Raw genomic sequence first — 15,253 nt, 5'->3', positions numbered from 1 at the left:
TAGAGATTTGGTTAAATTCATCACTCGAATCGCAAAATATACGGACTCGATCGAAGAAACACCAGTCTCGCTGTCACCCTTTAACCAATCATTGAGGATAAAGACTATGGGCGTTAGGATCAAGAGCCTGATTCGCGCAATTGGATTTAGCGCAGTTTCGAGCATGGTTGCCATGTCCGCGAACGCGCAAGATTCTGCATCTTCCGTGTTCCGTCCCCGCGAAGTCATCCCGAATGCAGTCGATCGTGCATTTTATGGTGCCTTGGGCGAGTTCTCCGATCGCAATCCCCTCAGAACCACGCAAACCATTCTAGGCACACCGTTTGGCTTTCCTGAGAACCAAATTTCTCGCGATGGTGAGCGGGTTCATCGCCTCTATGTGGATTTGCTCAATCAGCAAGTTTCAAGCGATCCGATTATTCGGACGGCTGATCTGCCCAATCCGTTTAATCTCTCAGTGTTGACGCTACCGACTGCCAGCAATCCGATCGCAGGCAGCGAATTCTCGATCGATCAGCCTTTAGATCCGCAATTCCCAGTCCAGGCCGTCCCGGTAGCGCAGCCCCCACGCCCAACACAACTGCTTCCCCAACGGTTTTAAAGGGTTTGGATTTTGGATTTTGGGTGACGCTAAAATCCAAAATCTTTTTAATCCAGGGTGCAGGAGTTGAACCCGCCTAAGGCGAATTATGAGTTCGCTGCCTAAACCGCTCGGCCAACCCTGGAACTAGCCGTATTGTAGCTGAGATTTTTCGGGTCTGTTCAAAAAATCGATCGCACACTCAAGTCTGCTCAAATTCAAATTTGCAGCATACAATTGCTGATGTAATCATTGCCCGATCGCTCATGAAAATCAATCCTACCGTTGCCCTCACGTTTTTATTGCTCGTTCTGATGACGGGAGCAGGCGTATTTACTGGAGCGTTGGGATTTGCGATCGGGCGAGAAGCGCTCAAGGGCATTACCCAACCAGATTCACGCCCAACGAATAAAGGAACAGCTCAAAACTCTAGTGTGCGCGAAGATATCGTGCTGCTTAAAGAAGAAGACATTCTAAAAACCGTGAAAGGACGAACAAGCGCTGGGCGTTCTAGTTCACCCAGTCCCAATGCTTCTCCTCAATCAAACTCAGAAGAAGCCAAGCCTGCGTCCAATTCCGCCGCTAAACTACCGATGACGACTCAAACGAATGGAGTCGCGATGGATGTCACAGGCATTCGCAAGCAGGGTGAGTTTCTCTTGCTTGATGTTGCGCTGAAAAACAACAGCAATCAACCCGTAAAATTTCTCTACAGTTTTCTCAATGTCACCGATGATAAAGGACGCTTGATTGTGGCGGATACCGCCGGATTGCCGCCTGAATTGCCGTCAAAGAGCGATCGCTTTACCGGAACGATTAGCATTTCCACGTCGATGCTTGATGATGCTCAAAAAATTTCGCTGCAACTGAGCGATTACCCCGATCAGAAGCTTCAACTTAAGATGGCGGATATTCCGATCAAATCCCCTTAAACTGATCTACTCTGGCAATGTTCATCTTAAGCGCTCAATGACTGCTTCTATTCCGCCCGTGTTGGCAGTTCCGACCCAGGATTTAAGTTTTACCGATATCGGATTGCGATTTCTTTCAGTATTGCTGCTGATTGCGATCAATGCCTTTTTTGTGACTGCGGAATTCTCGATCGTCTCGGTGCGTCGCTCCCGAATTAATCAATTAGTCGATGCTGGAGACGTGCAAGCCCGAACGGTGCAATCGCTCCAGCGCAGTATTGATCGATTGCTCTCCACCACGCAGCTTGGCATTACGCTGTCGAGTTTGGCGCTGGGCTGGATCGGGGAATCGACAATGGCAGTGGTCGTTGCGGTGTGGTTAAATCACTTGCCATTGCCCAGCGCATGGATTCAGCCGATTTCACACTCGCTCTCGACGGCGATCGCGTTTCTGATGATTGCTTATTTACAGATCGTATTAGGTGAACTCTGTCCTAAATCCGTCGCGCTTTTATATTCAGAAGAAATTGCCAGATTTTTAGGTCCGTTTAGTTTAGCGATCGCTCGATTTTTCAATCCATTCGTCTGGGCATTAAATCAATCCACTCGATTACTATTGCGCTTGATCGGCATTCAGTACACCGGACAGGGTTGGTATAACCAGGTCACACCCGAAGAGTTGCAGCTCATCATCGCAACTTCAACCGAATCGAGCGGACTGGAGCAAGAAGAGCGTGAACTGCTGAGTAATGTCTTTGAGTTTGCGGAAGTTTCAGCCGAATCGGTAATGGTACGCCGTCCTAGCATGATCACGTTACCGATCGATGCGACAGTCCGCGATCTACTCGTCGAAGTCGCGGAAAGCGGACATTCTCGCTTTCCCATTACCGGAGAATCGCTGGATGACATTTGCGGGTTTGTGCATCTGAAAGAATTTGCAGAACCGTTGGTACAAGGAACATTGGATCTAGAAAGTCCAATTAAACCCTGGATTCAGCCGGCGCGATTCGTGCCAGAGTACACGACTTTAGGAGAATTGCTCAGCTTGATGCAGCGCGATCGACAACATATGGTGCTAGTCGTCGATGAGTTCGGGGGTACAGCAGGATTAGTCACAATTCAGGATTTAGTCACTCAAATTATTGGGGATCCGCCTGAATCCGAAAGCGATGAAGATCAAGAGATTCAGATCGTCGATGAGAATACCTTCTTAATCCAAGCGCAAGTCGATGTCGAAGAAATCAACGATCGACTGCACCTCGGTTTGCCCATGATGGATGAGTACCAAACGCTGGGAGGCTTTCTGTTTTATCAGTGGCAGAAAATCCCACACAAGGGCGAAACGCTGCAATATGCCAACTATGAGCTAACCGTTGTCTCCGCAGAAGGGCCACGCCTACACGAAATTCGGGTGCATCGGATCGAAACACCCGCCATGCTCGATGAATTCTCTAAGCCGGATTAACCCGCATCAAAGGCTGTCCATATTCTACGGGTTGCCCGTTCTGCACTAGCACTTCGACAACCTCGCCCGCGACTTCGGCTTCGATTTCATTCATCACTTTCATCGCTTCGATGATGCAAACAACCTGCCCTTTTTGGATGCGAGTCCCAATATCAGCAAAAGGCGGCTCATCCGGAGAAGGAGCGCGGTAGAACGTGCCAACGATCGGCGAAACCACATCAACGAGCTTGCGATCGCTGATGGGTGCAGCGCTGGGTGCTTCCGGTTTTACAGGTTCAGGCGGCGGTGCAACTACAGGTTGAGGCATTACACCCGGAACAGGCGCGATCGCAGGCGCTTCGACTCGCGACCCGCGCCGTACCGTCAATTCAAAATCATCTGCTTTTAACGTTAATTCCGAAATATCTGTTTGATTTAACGTCGTTAATAATTCACGCAGTTCAGTGAGATCCAGTGGCACAGTATTGGTACTCCTCAAAAATCGGGGTCGAGATCAGAAAAAGCGAAGAGAGATTCTCTGATCTCTGACTCATTATTCTTTCTCTCTTCCCAAATAAGTATCATTTCGGGTATCGATTTTGATCTTTTCCCCGATGGTGATAAACAAGGGAACCATCACTTGTGCGCCTGTTTCGACGATCGCGGGTTTTGTGCCACCCGTTGCGGTATCGCCTTTCACGCCCGGATCGGTTTGCGTCACTTCGAGAACGACAGAGTTGGGCAGTTCTACTTCGAGAACTTGCTCGTTCCAGCGCACGACGTTCACTTCCATGCCTTCTTTGAGGTATTTGACGCGATCGCCAATTTGCGCCGCGCTGAGACGACCTTCATCGTAGGTCTCCATGTCCATAAACACATACTCATCACCTTCTTTGTAGGTGTGCTGCATCGTGCTTTTTTCGAGCGTAGCTTGGGGAACCGTTTCCCCTGCCCGGAAGGTGCGTTCAACCACGTTGCCGTTTTGAGCATTCTTCAGCTTGGTGCGAACAAATGCAGACCCTTTACCCGGTTTAACGTGCAAAAACTCCACCACGCGCCACACTGAGCCATCAAGCTCAATACTGACACCGGGGCGAAAATCGTTACTGGAAATCATGACTTTAAATAAATGGGGAGAACGTTCGGCACTTCATTTTACCGCTCACTGATCGCTTTTTATCGCTCCCCAACATGGGACAATCAAAGCGGGCTGACTGATCTCTAGGTTTTAAGCTGTATGTCTTTTTGTAATGTTTCCTTCAAACGCTCTGTTGGCGCACTGATTTGTACGATCGCGCTCTTGATCGGGGTTGCCGCGCCTGTTTACGCACTTCCTCAAGGGAATGCGATCAAAGATCCAAAAGCATTATTGCGCTATGCGTTGCCGATCGACAATGACGAAATTCGCCAAGTGCAATCGAGTCTCGAAGAGATCTCGACTCAACTGCGAGCAAATCGTCGCTGGGGAGCGGTCACTTCAGATTTGAATCGAGCAGATCGGATTTTGTCGCTGAAAAAAGATAAAATTTTGGCAAGTGTGGTAGACGATCGCAAGCCCGAAGCCGAGCAATTAATCGAGCAGCTAAAAGCCGGAATCGCGGAACTGACGGAAGTTGCTGCTGCGAAAGATAAGTCAAAAACATTAGAGAAGCGGGCGGAATTGCTCGATAAAGTGGGCGATATTGAATCGGCGATGGTGACTGGCTTTCCGTATGAAGTGCCGCAAGAGTACAACAATCTGCCGCAACTGAAAGGACGAGCCACGATCGCAGCCAAAACCTCGAAAGGTGATTTAACGATCGTGGTGGATGGTTATAGTGCACCCGTGACGGCTGGAAACTTTGTCGATCTGGTACAGCGCGGTTTTTATAACGGCTTACCCTTTACTCGCGCTGAAGAATCTTACGTGCTGCAAGTTGGTGATCCACCCGGAAAGGAAGTGGGATTTGTTGACCCGAAAACAAACCAATATCGGGCAGTTCCACTCGAAGTCTTGGTGAAAGGCGATAAGGTTCCGACCTACGGCATTACTTTAGAAGATGCAGGACGCTACCTTGATCCCCCTGTGTTACCGTTCTCAGCGTATGGTGCTTTAGCGTTGGCACGTCCTGACTTTGATCCCAATGGTGGATCGTCTCAGTTCTTTTTCTTCCTGTTTGAGCCAGAATTAACTCCAGCAGGTGCAAACTTGCTCGACGGTCGATATTCGATTTTCGGCTTTGTGACGGACGGAGCAGATGTTTTGGGACAACTGAAAGCAGGAGATACGATCGAGTCAATGAAAGTTGTAGATGGCTTAGAAAACCTGGTCGAGCCAAAAGATGCTTAAAAGAAGCAGCGCTACTAACTTCAAAACTTAGTAGCGCTGCCTTCAAGATGATGCCGTAATTTGCTTTAGGATTCCTATGGACGAGAGTGACTTCAGTAGCAATCAGCGTAGCTATACGTTCCAAGCCGTTGAAGTATGCCTAGCATTCGTCACCTCTTAAATTTATGTCTCTGACCGTTCAAGATATCGGCGAACAAGGGTTATTAAAGCGAGTTCAGGCATTCTGTCCGAGTGCGATTGTTGGAGACGATGCTGCTGTTTTGCCCACAGAACCGGGAAAATCACTGGTCATTACTTCTGATGTTCTCGTCGATGGTGTGCATTTTAGTGACCGAACCACACCGCCAGAATCCGCAGGTTGGAGAGCGATCGCTGCAAATCTTTCGGATCTCGCTGCAATGGGAGCCTTACCGCTTGGTATCACAGTCGGTTTAGGTCTACCGAAAACAACGCCCGTAGAATGGGTCGAACGGCTTTATCAAGGAATGTCGGATTGTTTGAATCAGTTTGGTGGGGCGATCGTCGGCGGAGATTTATGTCGATCGCCTGTAGTTACGTTGGCAATTACTGCGTTTGGACAAGTTGATCCAGATCGTGTGATTCAGCGATCGACCGCTCAACCAGGTGATGCCATTTTCGTCACCGGAGTTCATGGCTCATCTCGCGCAGGTTTAGAAATGTTGTTGAACTCTGATCACGCTCCAGAACGGGCTTCTCTGATTCGCGCTCATCAATATCCGATTCCGCGATTTGATCTGCCCCAGTTTTCGGGTCGTGTTTCTGGCATGGATAGCAGCGATGGACTCGCAGACGCAGTGCTGCAAATTTGCCGGATGAGCGGAGTTGGGGCAAAGCTCGATCATGCGTTGATTCCGATCGAGCCTGCCTTAAAGCAATGGGTTTCACCCCAACAAGCGATCGACTGGGCACTCTACGGCGGTGAGGATTTCGAGCTTGTTTTATCTTTACCGTTCGGGCAGGCGCAACAGTGGGTGAAGCAAGTGAAAGGATCAGCGATCGTCGGTGAAATTACTTCTGATTTGGCAGTTCAATTAATTGATTCTTCGGGTGGGTTTGACGATCGACCTTTGAGCTTAGAACAGGGATTTCAGCATTTTAGCGGCTGAGAACCTGCGTTACTGTAGGCATAAGCGACTGAAATTCGCTGCGTTTTCTCTGGCAAGCTCCCATCTAACAAAAATCCCCGGTCGCACCAGTGTGCGACCGGGGATTTCATCAAAAAGAACTCTCTTATTTTTCCCACTTCTGGGCAACAACTTCAGCCAGGTCAACCACCCGCTGAGAATAGCCCCACTCGTTGTCATACCAAGCGACCACCTTCACCATGTCGCCGCCCATCACCATCGTCAAAGCCGCATCGATAATCGATGATTCATCGGTTCCCGCGTGATCGCTGGACACCAACGGCAGATCGCAATATTTCAGAATTCCTTTGAGCGAAGTTTCTGAAGCCTCTTTCAGCACTGCATTCACTTGATCGGCGATCGTGCTTTTCTCCACGTTCACCACAAGATCCACAACCGAAACGTTCGGAGTCGGAACGCGCAATGCAATCCCGTTCAGCTTTCCAGCTAGTTCGGGGAGGACGAGCGCAACCGCTTTCGCTGCACCGGTCGAAGTCGGTACAATGTTAATCGCCGCTGCCCGTGCCCGACGCAAATCCCGGTGGCTCGCATCAAGAATCCGCTGATCCCCAGTGTAGCTGTGGGTCGTCGTCATCGTACCTTTGATAATGCCAAAGTTTTCGTGGATCACTTTCGCGATCGGCGCTAAGCAGTTCGTCGTACAGCTTGCGTTACTGATGATGTGGTGCTTGTGATGGTCGTAATCTTCGTGGTTCACTCCCACGACAAACGTCCCATCTTCATTCTTGCCAGGCGCAGTGATCAGAACCTTTTTTGCACCTGCATTGAGATGCTTGGTTGCGCCCTCTTTCGAGATGAACACACCCGTTGATTCGATGATCAGATCAATGTCCCAAGCCCCCCAGGGTAGGTTTTCGGGATTGCGATCGGAGGTGCATTTAATCGTCTTACCGTTCACCGTGATCGTATTCTCGTCCGCACTCACTTCGCCGGAGAATTTACCCAGCATCGAGTCATACTTGATCAAATGCGCGTTCGTTCTGGGATCAGACGTATCGTTAATCGCAACCAAATCCAGTCCCGTCGTCTGCCGCCCTGCCCAGCATCGCAAAAAGTTGCGTCCAATACGTCCAAAGCCGTTGATCGCTACTCTAACCACTGCGTCTTGCCCTCTGAATATAAATACCTATTGATGAGTCACATCATACCGTAAAAGGCAGCCGACTTCTCATCAACAAATGAATTGGGATCAGCAAGGCATAGCAAAGTCATTCGATCGCAGCCTCTACTCCTCAAGATAGAGCCAAAGAAGGTCAACCGAATCATTAATCTTCAGAACGACGACGGGCAAGCTAAAAAATAGATGCTATTTCAAAATAGTTGTGGCAAAATCTGTAGCACTCTGACGAATAAGACTGCAACTTGGGGGTGATTTTGGCAATAAATTGGAATTCGATCGAGGCACTCTTACAAGTCCTTTGAAAGAAGATTCGATCTAAAACAAATTTGAGTCAGCAGAACTTAGAAGCAGGGTTGATTCGGCGCTCTTCAGCGCATAAAAGATTTTAATTTTTCAGGAATCAGCCCGAATTTAAGTGAAGAGAATTGATTACAGTCCATCTAGAGTGGCAACTTTGCAATCAGAATAATTCTTAGCTAGACTAAATTGTTTTGAATTGCGCTGAAGCGGCATTCTAGGAAGGCAAACTAGCTATCAAATTGTTTCAAATTACCGTATCGGTAAAAAGAGATCCTTGATATGATAGCGCGTGACATTGGTGTGGTGTGTAAGGAGAAAAATGCTGAGTTCCGTTGACTTCAGCGGCAGACCATTTCATTTTATCGGTATCGGTGGAATTGGAATGTCGGCCCTAGCTTATGTCTTGTTAGACCGTAAGTTACCTGTATCGGGTTCCGATCTGCGATCGAGCCATATTACCGAGCGATTGCAAACCTCAGGCGCACAGATTTTTATCGGGCAAGATGCCTCAAATTTTGATCGTTTGCGATCGCGGACGACGGTGCCGCACCCTGTCGCAATCGGGGCTAACGTTGCCACGCTGGTTCCGCCTCAGAGCAAAACCGAACTGCCGCAAGTGGTTTGCTCCACCGCAATCAATCCTGCCAATTCTGAATACCGAGCCGCATTAGCGTTAGGCTGTCCCATCTTTCATCGATCGGATATTCTCGCTGCATTAATTCAGGAATATCGCAGCATCGCAGTCGCCGGGACTCACGGCAAAACCACAACAAGCAGCCTGATTAGCTACATGCTTCACGGAGCAAATCTTGACCCTACCGTGATTGTTGGTGGTGAGGTGAAAGCTTGGGAAGGCAACGCCCGCATCGGACAGGGCGAATACTTGGTTGCAGAAGCCGACGAATCCGATGGATCGCTCGTAAAATTTGCGCCTTACATCGGAATCATCACCAACGCCGAACTAGACCATCCCGACCACTACAGCACCCTTGATCAAGTCGTCGAAACGTTCCAAACCTTTGCGAATCGCTGCAAAGTGACGATCGGATCAATTGATTGTGAAACGGTACGAGATCGCATCACACCCACCATTAGCTACAGTCTTGATCCGGCCACAAATGCAGATTACACCGTCGATCAAGTCCAATATCGCGGAGATGGCACAACCGCGCGAGTGTGGGAGCGAGGACAAGTCTTAGGACAGATTAAACTCCAAATTCTCGGACAGCATAATTTGAGTAATGCACTCGCCGCGATCGCGGTGGGTCGGTTATTGGGGCTGGAGTTTCAGACAATTGCAGCAGCGATCGCACCGTTTGAAGGAGCGCGTCGTCGGTTTGAGCATCGGGGTGATTATAACGACGTACTATTTATCGATGATTACGCTCACCATCCGAGCGAACTCCGGGTGACTTTGGCAGCCGCACGCCTGCAAGCCGGGAAAACTCATCCGCGTCGGCGCGTTGTAGCGATTTTTCAACCGCACCGCTACAGCCGCACTCAAACTTTTCTAGCAGAGTTTGCGGAATCGTTTGGGGATGCTGATGTGGTTGTTCTCAGTGACATCTACAGCGCTGGAGAAGCGAATACCGGGGAAATTAGCGGTCAGACGCTCGCGAATCTGGTTGCAACTCATCATTCCAGTGTGCACTACCAACCATCCCTTGCTGCGATGGGCGATTTTCTAGCCAAACTTCTGACTCCGGGCGATCTTGCGATCTTTCTAGGGGCTGGAAATTTGAATCAGATTATCCCCGATGTGATGGCTTACCAACAGGGCGTTGAGAAAGCTGCTTCCTAGAAGTCGCACCCCCAATCTTGCTTGTAAGTCGTGCTTGTTGTGTTTCGTGCAATGGAGATCTAACTGTAACTCTAGCGATAGGTTGCGGTTAGATCTCGGGTTGAAGCCATACCTGTAGAAATGTTATGACACTCTCTATTGATTCTCGGACTGTTCATTCACCTGGTTCCGACGGTTCTCGATCGCCTAATGCGCTGGATCAACCGATTCGGTCTAAGATACTCACGATTCCGATCGTTGGTAGCGACGCTGTGCTGAAAGCTAATGTTCTCCTCGCCTCACTGACTTCATTTCGAGTCGGCGGACCTGCGGACTGGTATGCCGCACCCCGAACCCTTGAAGAACTACAAGCCTGTTTAGAGTGGGCGCATTCACAGGACGTACCGGTGACGATGCTAGGAGCGGGGTCGAATTTGCTGGTCAGCGATGCAGGCTTACCGGGGTTAGTGGTTTCAACCCGGCATCTACGGCACATTGAATTTGACGATGCGAACGGGCAAGTCACCGTAGGCGCAGGTGAACCGTTACCGCGTCTCGCTTGGAAACTCGCCGATCGAGGATGGCAGGGATTTGAATGGGCGGTGGGAATTCCGGGAACGGTGGGGGGTGCAGTGGTGATGAATGCAGGCGCACACAGCAGCAGTGTCTCGGAAATCTTGGTGAGTGCAACGGTATTGCTACCCGATGGAACGACGCAGATTCTTACGCCAGAGGAGTTGAAGTACGAATATCGCACCTCGGCTCTACAGGGCGGTTCGCGCTACGTGACTCAAGCAACCCTTCAACTGCGTCCGGGTGCGGATCCCACCGCAGTGAACACGGTTACAGCGAACCACAAACAACAGCGCCAGAACACCCAGCCGTACCATTTACCGAGTTGCGGCAGCGTGTTCCGCAATCCCGGAAACTATAAGGCAGGCTGGCTGATTGAGCAGGTGGGCTTGAAGGGCTATCAGATCGGGGGCGCTCAGGTCGCGCAACGTCATGCGAATTTTATTCTCAACTGTGGGGGCGCGACAGCCTCGGATATTTTTCAACTGATTCATCATGTGCAACAGCGAGTGCAGCAGGAATGGTCGCTGTTGCTAGAGCCAGAAGTGAAAATGCTGGGTGAATTTTAGAGAGGGTAGGGAGATCCCTATACAATCGAGAATTTCCAAGTGCGTCGGATTTGCGCCTCGATGTCATAATAAAGCAGTTTGATGGTGTCTAGTGATTTCGATCGCTTTGGGCACCGCTATTCCACTCGTAACTTAATTAGAACGTTATGTCACAAGGACAGGGATTTGGCTTCGGGCTTGGCAAAATGCGCGAATTGACTGATGCCATTAAAAAAGCACAGCAGGTTCAAGAAGGCGCGAAACGGCTTCAGGAAGAACTAGAGCAAATGGAGATCGTGGGCGAATCTGGCGGCGGTCTGGTGAAAGTGACGATGAGTGGAAATCAGGAGCCGCTAAAGGTTGTGATTTCGCCAGATGCGCTGAAAGAAGATGCAGAAACGCTGTCTGATTTGGTTTTGGCAGCGACTCGTACCGCTTACGAAAACTCGACTGCAACCATGCGCCAGAAAATGGAAGACCTGACAGGCGGATTAAATTTGCCAGGATTGGGTTAAGGCGAGATCGTTCAAACTTATGATTAAACCGAGCTAGACTTTCATGGCTCGGTTTTTTAGCGTGGATGGATTAGAAACATGGCATATCGCTTATTGTTTGTGTGTTTGGGCAATATTTGTCGATCGCCCTCTGCCGAGAATATTATGAATCACTTAATTCAGCAGGCGGGATTAGAGCATGAGATTGTTTGTGATTCGGCGGGGACATCGAGCTATCACATCGGCAGTCCGCCCGATCGCAGAATGACGGCGGCGGCAAAACTGCGGGGAATTCAATTAGTCGGACGGGCGCGACAATTTGAACGATCGGATTTTGAAGAATTTGATCTGATTTTGGCGATGGATCACGACAATTATGAGGCGATTTGCTCGATCGATCCGGCTGGAACTTATCGCGATAAAGTTCAATTAATGTGTAATTTCTGCACAGAGCACACGCTGCGGGAGGTTCCTGATCCTTACTACGGTGGGCAAGAAGGATTTAACTTTGTGATCGATTTGCTGCTGGATGCGTGTCAAGGATTGTTGGACTTCATTATTAAGGAACAGAACTTAACGCCCTCTTCCGCCCGCTCGATCGAGCGATCGTGATAGACTAAACACATTCAACACAATTCCGAGCGGCATACCGGGAATAAATGCTTACGGCAGCTTGAGAATCATCAAGTGCCGCATTGCTGTCTTTAATTGTTGTCTTTACACCGATCGCAGCCAGTCACAAGTCAATGGTTATTTCTTCTACACCCATCGTCCGCAAACCCTCTAAAGTTGAAGGCATCAAAGAGCGCAGTAATTTCTTGCGTGAACCCGTTGCTTCAGAATTGAAACTCGACACAAAAGCATTCAGCGAAGACGGGATTCAACTGATCAAGTTTCACGGTTCCTATCAGCAAGATAATCGGGATAACCGCGTCAAAGGTCAGGAAAAAGACTACTCAATGATGCTGAGAACTCGATCGCCGGGAGGATTTGTACCGCCAGAGCTTTATTTGACGATCGATCGCTTATCAGATGAATACGGGAATCACACGATTCGGGTGACGACTCGTCAGGCGTTTCAGCTTCATGGCGTGTTGAAAAAGAATCTGAAGGCGACGATTAGCGCGATCGTGAACAGCATGGGATCAACGTTGAGTGCTTGCGGCGACGTGAATCGAAATGTCATGGCTCCGCCTGCTCCGTTTAGAAATCGCCCGGAATATGAATACGCTTGGAAGTACGCAAATAATATTGCAGATTTATTAACGCCCCAATCCGGAGCTTATTACGAAGTTTGGCTCGACGGTGAGAAAGCGATTACGGGCGAAGAAGATCCCGAAGTGGTGGAAGCTCGGAAACGGAATATCAATGGCTCAAACATTGAAGACTCTCCGGAGCCAATTTACGGAACACATTACCTACCCCGTAAGTTCAAGATTGGTGTGACGGTTCCGGGAGATAACTCGATCGATTTGTTCTCTCAAGATATTTCGTTAGTGGTCTTGACGAACGAACAAGGCGAACTTGAAGGATTTAACGTTTATGCAGGTGGCGGACTCGGACGCACCCACGGCAAGGAAGAAACCTTCCCGCGACTGGCAGATCCGATCGGTTACGTAGACAAAGCCGATGTGTATGACGTGGTGAAAGCGATCGTCGCCACCCAGCGCGATTATGGCGATCGCAGCGATCGCAGACATTCGCGGATGAAGTATCTGGTCGAAGAATGGGGCGTTGAGAAGTTCCGCGCCAAAGTTGAGGAATATTTTGGCAAAGCGATTCAGCCATTCCGATCGCTGCCTGAATTTGAATTCAAGAATTATTTGGGCTGGAATGAACAAGGTGACGGCAAGCTGTTCTACGGAATTTCGGTTCTGAATGGTCGGATCAAAGATGATAGCGGCTTCAGGCTGAAAACGGCGCTGCGGAAGATTGTCAGCAAATTTAATTTGCCGATGCTGCTCACACCGAGCCAAAATGTGTTGCTGTACGACATTCAGCCAGGAGATAGGCAGCGAATCAATCGGATTCTGCGCGAACATGGCATTGAGCGACCGGAGAAAGTTGATCCGTTAGTTCGAGATTCGATGGCGTGTCCGGCGTTACCCACTTGTGGACTGGCAACGGCAGAATCTGAGCGTGTCAGTTTACCTGTGTTGACTCGAATCCGGCTTTTGCTAGATCAAGTCGGCTTGCCGAATGAGTCGTTTATTGTGCGGATGACGGGTTGCCCGAATGGATGTGCGCGTCCATATTTAGCAGAATTGGCATTTGTTGGAAATGGCCCAAATACGTATCAGGTTTGGATGGGAGCGGCTCCGAATCAAACGCGACTCGCGAAAGTGTTCATCGAAAAGATGAACATGGATGATTTGGAAGCGGTGTTTGAACCTGTGTTCATTCTGTTCAAAAAAGAGCGGAAACCCGGTGAAAGCTTTGGGGATTTCTGCGATCGTATCGGATTAGATGCCATTCACCAATTCGCTGGAGTCTAAAATAAAGGGGCGTGAACAACGCCCTTTTTTAATGAGCCTACTAATTTCTTCCATGAGCGTTATCATTTCTGATGAAATTCTTCAAGCTGCACAAATTTCTGAGTCAGAGTTGAAGCGTGAAATTGCAATTTTGCTCTTTCAACAGAAGAAGCTAGATCTGAGGAAAGCACGAGAATTGGCAGGACTTCCACTAATTGAGTTTCAGCGAGAATTGGCGCATCGAGGCATCGCAATTTATGAAGATGTAACCAGCTTTCAGACAGAAGTAGAGAATTTGAAAGCTTGGGGTGATTTGTGACGATCGTCTGCAACACTTCTCCGATTACGAATCTTGCAGCGATTACCCAACTTGAGCTTCTACACTCGATTTTTGGTGAGATCGTAATTCCTCAAGCCGTTTACGACGAACTAACAAACGTGGGCTATCCTGTACCCGGAACGGTAGAAGTTCAGACGGTGAGTTGGGTCAAAGTGATGAGGGTTCAAAATCGCGCTCAAGTTGCAAGTTTTCAGCAACGGGTTGATGCAGGTGAAGCCGAAGCAATTGTTCTAGCGTTGGAGCTTTCTGCTAAGCGATTATTAATTGATGAAGCAATTGGACGATCGATTGCGGAAGAAGCAGGGCTAAAAGTAACAGGAATTCTGAGCGTACTACTCATTGCCAAGCAACAAGACTTAATTTCGCTGGTTCAACCTCTAATCGATTCATTAATCGAGCGAGCGGGATTCCGAGTTAGCTCTGGCTTGTATCAAGCAATTCTCTCTGCGGCTCAGGAGTAGATTCAATGTCGCAACTACAACGATTAGTCATTGATGAATCACAGATACAAAACGCGATCGTCTCTTTATCCCCAGAGCAACAGCACTATCTTCAGCGCGTTTTAAGATTGAAAAATGGCGATCGCTTCATTGCACTCGACGGCAAAGGACAAACCTGGATTGCCAAGCTTGAATCAGATCAAGCAACACTAATCGAATCGCTGCAAGCATCATCAGAACTAACAGTATCAATCACATTAATGTTAGCGCTACCAAAAACGGGATTTGATGATGTAGTGCGACAAGTGACAGAATTAGGAGTGAGTTGTATTGCGCCTGTGGTGAGCGATCGTACTCTACTGAATCCGAGTGGAAATAAGCTCGATCGCTGGCGACGAATTACCCAAGAAGCCGCAGAACAATCGGAGCGCCAGATTGTGCCAACGATTTTAGAACCAATGCCATTCAAATTAGCGCTAGAACAATTGCAAGCGGATTCACGCTATATCTGTGCAGAGCGGAGTTCATCGCAGCATTTGATTAACTGTAGATTTGAAAATTCCGTGATTGTTGCGATCGGCTGTGAAGGCGGTTGGACAACCCAGGAAATTGAAAGCGCGATCGCTCAGAACTATCAGCCTGTGACATTAGGCAAGCGAATTTTAAGGGCTGTTACCGCTCCGATCGCAGCTGCCGCATTAATCGCAGGCATGGTAGAAAGCCCCGCAGAAAGTGAAACCTAAAAAGGCAGATT

At 49.0% G+C, this 15,253-nt stretch carries 16 protein-coding genes and 1 tRNA gene; 13 read left to right on the top strand and 4 right to left on the bottom strand.

The features are described 5' to 3' along the window. Window positions 1–106: 106 nt before the first annotated feature. The gene (locus H6F51_02080) at window positions 107–601 is read left to right on the top strand and encodes a hypothetical protein (GenBank protein ID MBD1821306.1); all 495 of its coding nucleotides are present in this window, start codon (window positions 107–109) and stop codon (window positions 599–601) included. A gap of 51 nt (window positions 602–652) precedes the next feature. Here H6F51_02080 and H6F51_02075 read toward each other — a convergent pair. Continuing rightward, window positions 653–725 (bottom strand) — tRNA-Ile (locus tag H6F51_02075). 121 nt (window positions 726–846) lie between these two features. Between H6F51_02075 and H6F51_02070 the strand changes: the two genes are divergently transcribed. Together H6F51_02070 and H6F51_02065 are read left to right on the top strand one after the other, a co-directional pair. Beyond that, the gene (locus H6F51_02070; protein ID MBD1821305.1) at window positions 847–1,512 is read left to right on the top strand and encodes a hypothetical protein; all 666 of its coding nucleotides are present in this window, start codon (window positions 847–849) and stop codon (window positions 1,510–1,512) included. 37 nt (window positions 1,513–1,549) lie between these two features. After that, window positions 1,550–2,956: an HlyC/CorC family transporter gene (locus H6F51_02065; protein MBD1821304.1), complete on the top strand. Its 1,407-nt coding sequence runs from the start codon at window positions 1,550–1,552 to the stop codon at window positions 2,954–2,956. Here H6F51_02065 and accB read toward each other — a convergent pair. Next, on the bottom strand, window positions 2,943–3,416 hold the full coding sequence (gene accB, locus H6F51_02060; protein ID MBD1821303.1) for an acetyl-CoA carboxylase biotin carboxyl carrier protein: 474 nt from the start codon (window positions 3,414–3,416) through the stop codon (window positions 2,943–2,945). The two genes, H6F51_02065 and accB, sit on opposite strands and share 14 nt — an antisense overlap. 72 nt (window positions 3,417–3,488) lie before the next feature. Next, window positions 3,489–4,052, bottom strand: coding sequence for an elongation factor P (efp, locus tag H6F51_02055; protein ID MBD1821302.1), 564 nt, complete (start codon window positions 4,050–4,052; stop codon window positions 3,489–3,491). A gap of 120 nt (window positions 4,053–4,172) precedes the next feature. Here efp and H6F51_02050 point away from each other — a divergent pair, with 120 nt between their 5' ends. Together H6F51_02050 and H6F51_02045 are read left to right on the top strand one after the other, a co-directional pair. Next, window positions 4,173–5,264: a peptidylprolyl isomerase gene (locus H6F51_02050; GenBank protein MBD1821301.1), complete on the top strand. Its 1,092-nt coding sequence runs from the start codon at window positions 4,173–4,175 to the stop codon at window positions 5,262–5,264. A 164-nt stretch (window positions 5,265–5,428) separates the two neighbouring features. Further along, the gene (locus H6F51_02045) at window positions 5,429–6,391 is read left to right on the top strand and encodes a thiamine-phosphate kinase (GenBank protein ID MBD1821300.1); all 963 of its coding nucleotides are present in this window, start codon (window positions 5,429–5,431) and stop codon (window positions 6,389–6,391) included. 124 nt (window positions 6,392–6,515) lie between these two features. Here the strand turns inward: H6F51_02045 and H6F51_02040 are convergent, their stop codons facing one another. Continuing rightward, entirely contained in the window at window positions 6,516–7,529 is a 1,014-nt protein-coding gene (locus tag H6F51_02040) for a type I glyceraldehyde-3-phosphate dehydrogenase (protein MBD1821299.1), read from the bottom strand. Between the two features lie 640 nt (window positions 7,530–8,169). On the opposite strand from H6F51_02040, the gene H6F51_02035 reads away from it, so the two are divergent. The 8 genes from H6F51_02035 (at window position 8,170) to H6F51_02000 (ending at window position 15,242) form a co-directional block, all read left to right on the top strand. After that, a complete protein-coding gene (locus tag H6F51_02035; protein ID MBD1821298.1) occupies window positions 8,170–9,651 on the top strand; it encodes a UDP-N-acetylmuramate--L-alanine ligase in 1,482 nt (493 codons plus the stop codon). 125 nt (window positions 9,652–9,776) lie between these two features. Then, on the top strand, window positions 9,777–10,772 hold the full coding sequence (gene murB / locus H6F51_02030) for a UDP-N-acetylmuramate dehydrogenase (GenBank protein ID MBD1821297.1): 996 nt from the start codon (window positions 9,777–9,779) through the stop codon (window positions 10,770–10,772). A 146-nt stretch (window positions 10,773–10,918) separates the two neighbouring features. Then, a complete protein-coding gene (locus tag H6F51_02025) occupies window positions 10,919–11,266 on the top strand; it encodes a YbaB/EbfC family nucleoid-associated protein (protein MBD1821296.1) in 348 nt (115 codons plus the stop codon). Window positions 11,267–11,344: 78 nt separating this feature from the next. Continuing rightward, window positions 11,345–11,857 carry a low molecular weight phosphotyrosine protein phosphatase gene (locus tag H6F51_02020; protein ID MBD1821295.1) on the top strand — a complete coding sequence of 171 codons (513 nt, stop codon included), beginning with the start codon at window positions 11,345–11,347 and terminating at the stop codon, window positions 11,855–11,857. A 134-nt stretch (window positions 11,858–11,991) separates the two neighbouring features. Next, window positions 11,992–13,740, top strand: a complete 1,749-nt coding sequence (gene sir / locus H6F51_02015) for a sulfite reductase, ferredoxin dependent (protein ID MBD1821294.1) — start codon at window positions 11,992–11,994, stop codon at window positions 13,738–13,740. Window positions 13,741–13,792: 52 nt separating this feature from the next. Continuing rightward, window positions 13,793–14,038: a UPF0175 family protein gene (locus H6F51_02010; GenBank protein MBD1821293.1), complete on the top strand. Its 246-nt coding sequence runs from the start codon at window positions 13,793–13,795 to the stop codon at window positions 14,036–14,038. Beyond that, window positions 14,035–14,520, top strand: a complete 486-nt coding sequence (locus H6F51_02005; GenBank protein ID MBD1821292.1) for a DUF3368 domain-containing protein — start codon at window positions 14,035–14,037, stop codon at window positions 14,518–14,520. Before H6F51_02010 ends, H6F51_02005 begins: the two co-directional genes overlap by 4 nt. A 5-nt stretch (window positions 14,521–14,525) precedes the next feature. Further along, on the top strand, window positions 14,526–15,242 hold the full coding sequence (locus H6F51_02000; protein MBD1821291.1) for a 16S rRNA (uracil(1498)-N(3))-methyltransferase: 717 nt from the start codon (window positions 14,526–14,528) through the stop codon (window positions 15,240–15,242). Window positions 15,243–15,253 lie beyond the last annotated feature (11 nt).

This window comes from Cyanobacteria bacterium FACHB-DQ100 (assembly GCA_014695195.1).
Lineage (GTDB): Bacteria > Cyanobacteriota > Cyanobacteriia > Leptolyngbyales > Leptolyngbyaceae > Leptolyngbya.
Note: the sequence above shows the minus strand (reverse complement) of the source record. Positions and strands in the feature narration are given on the sequence as shown.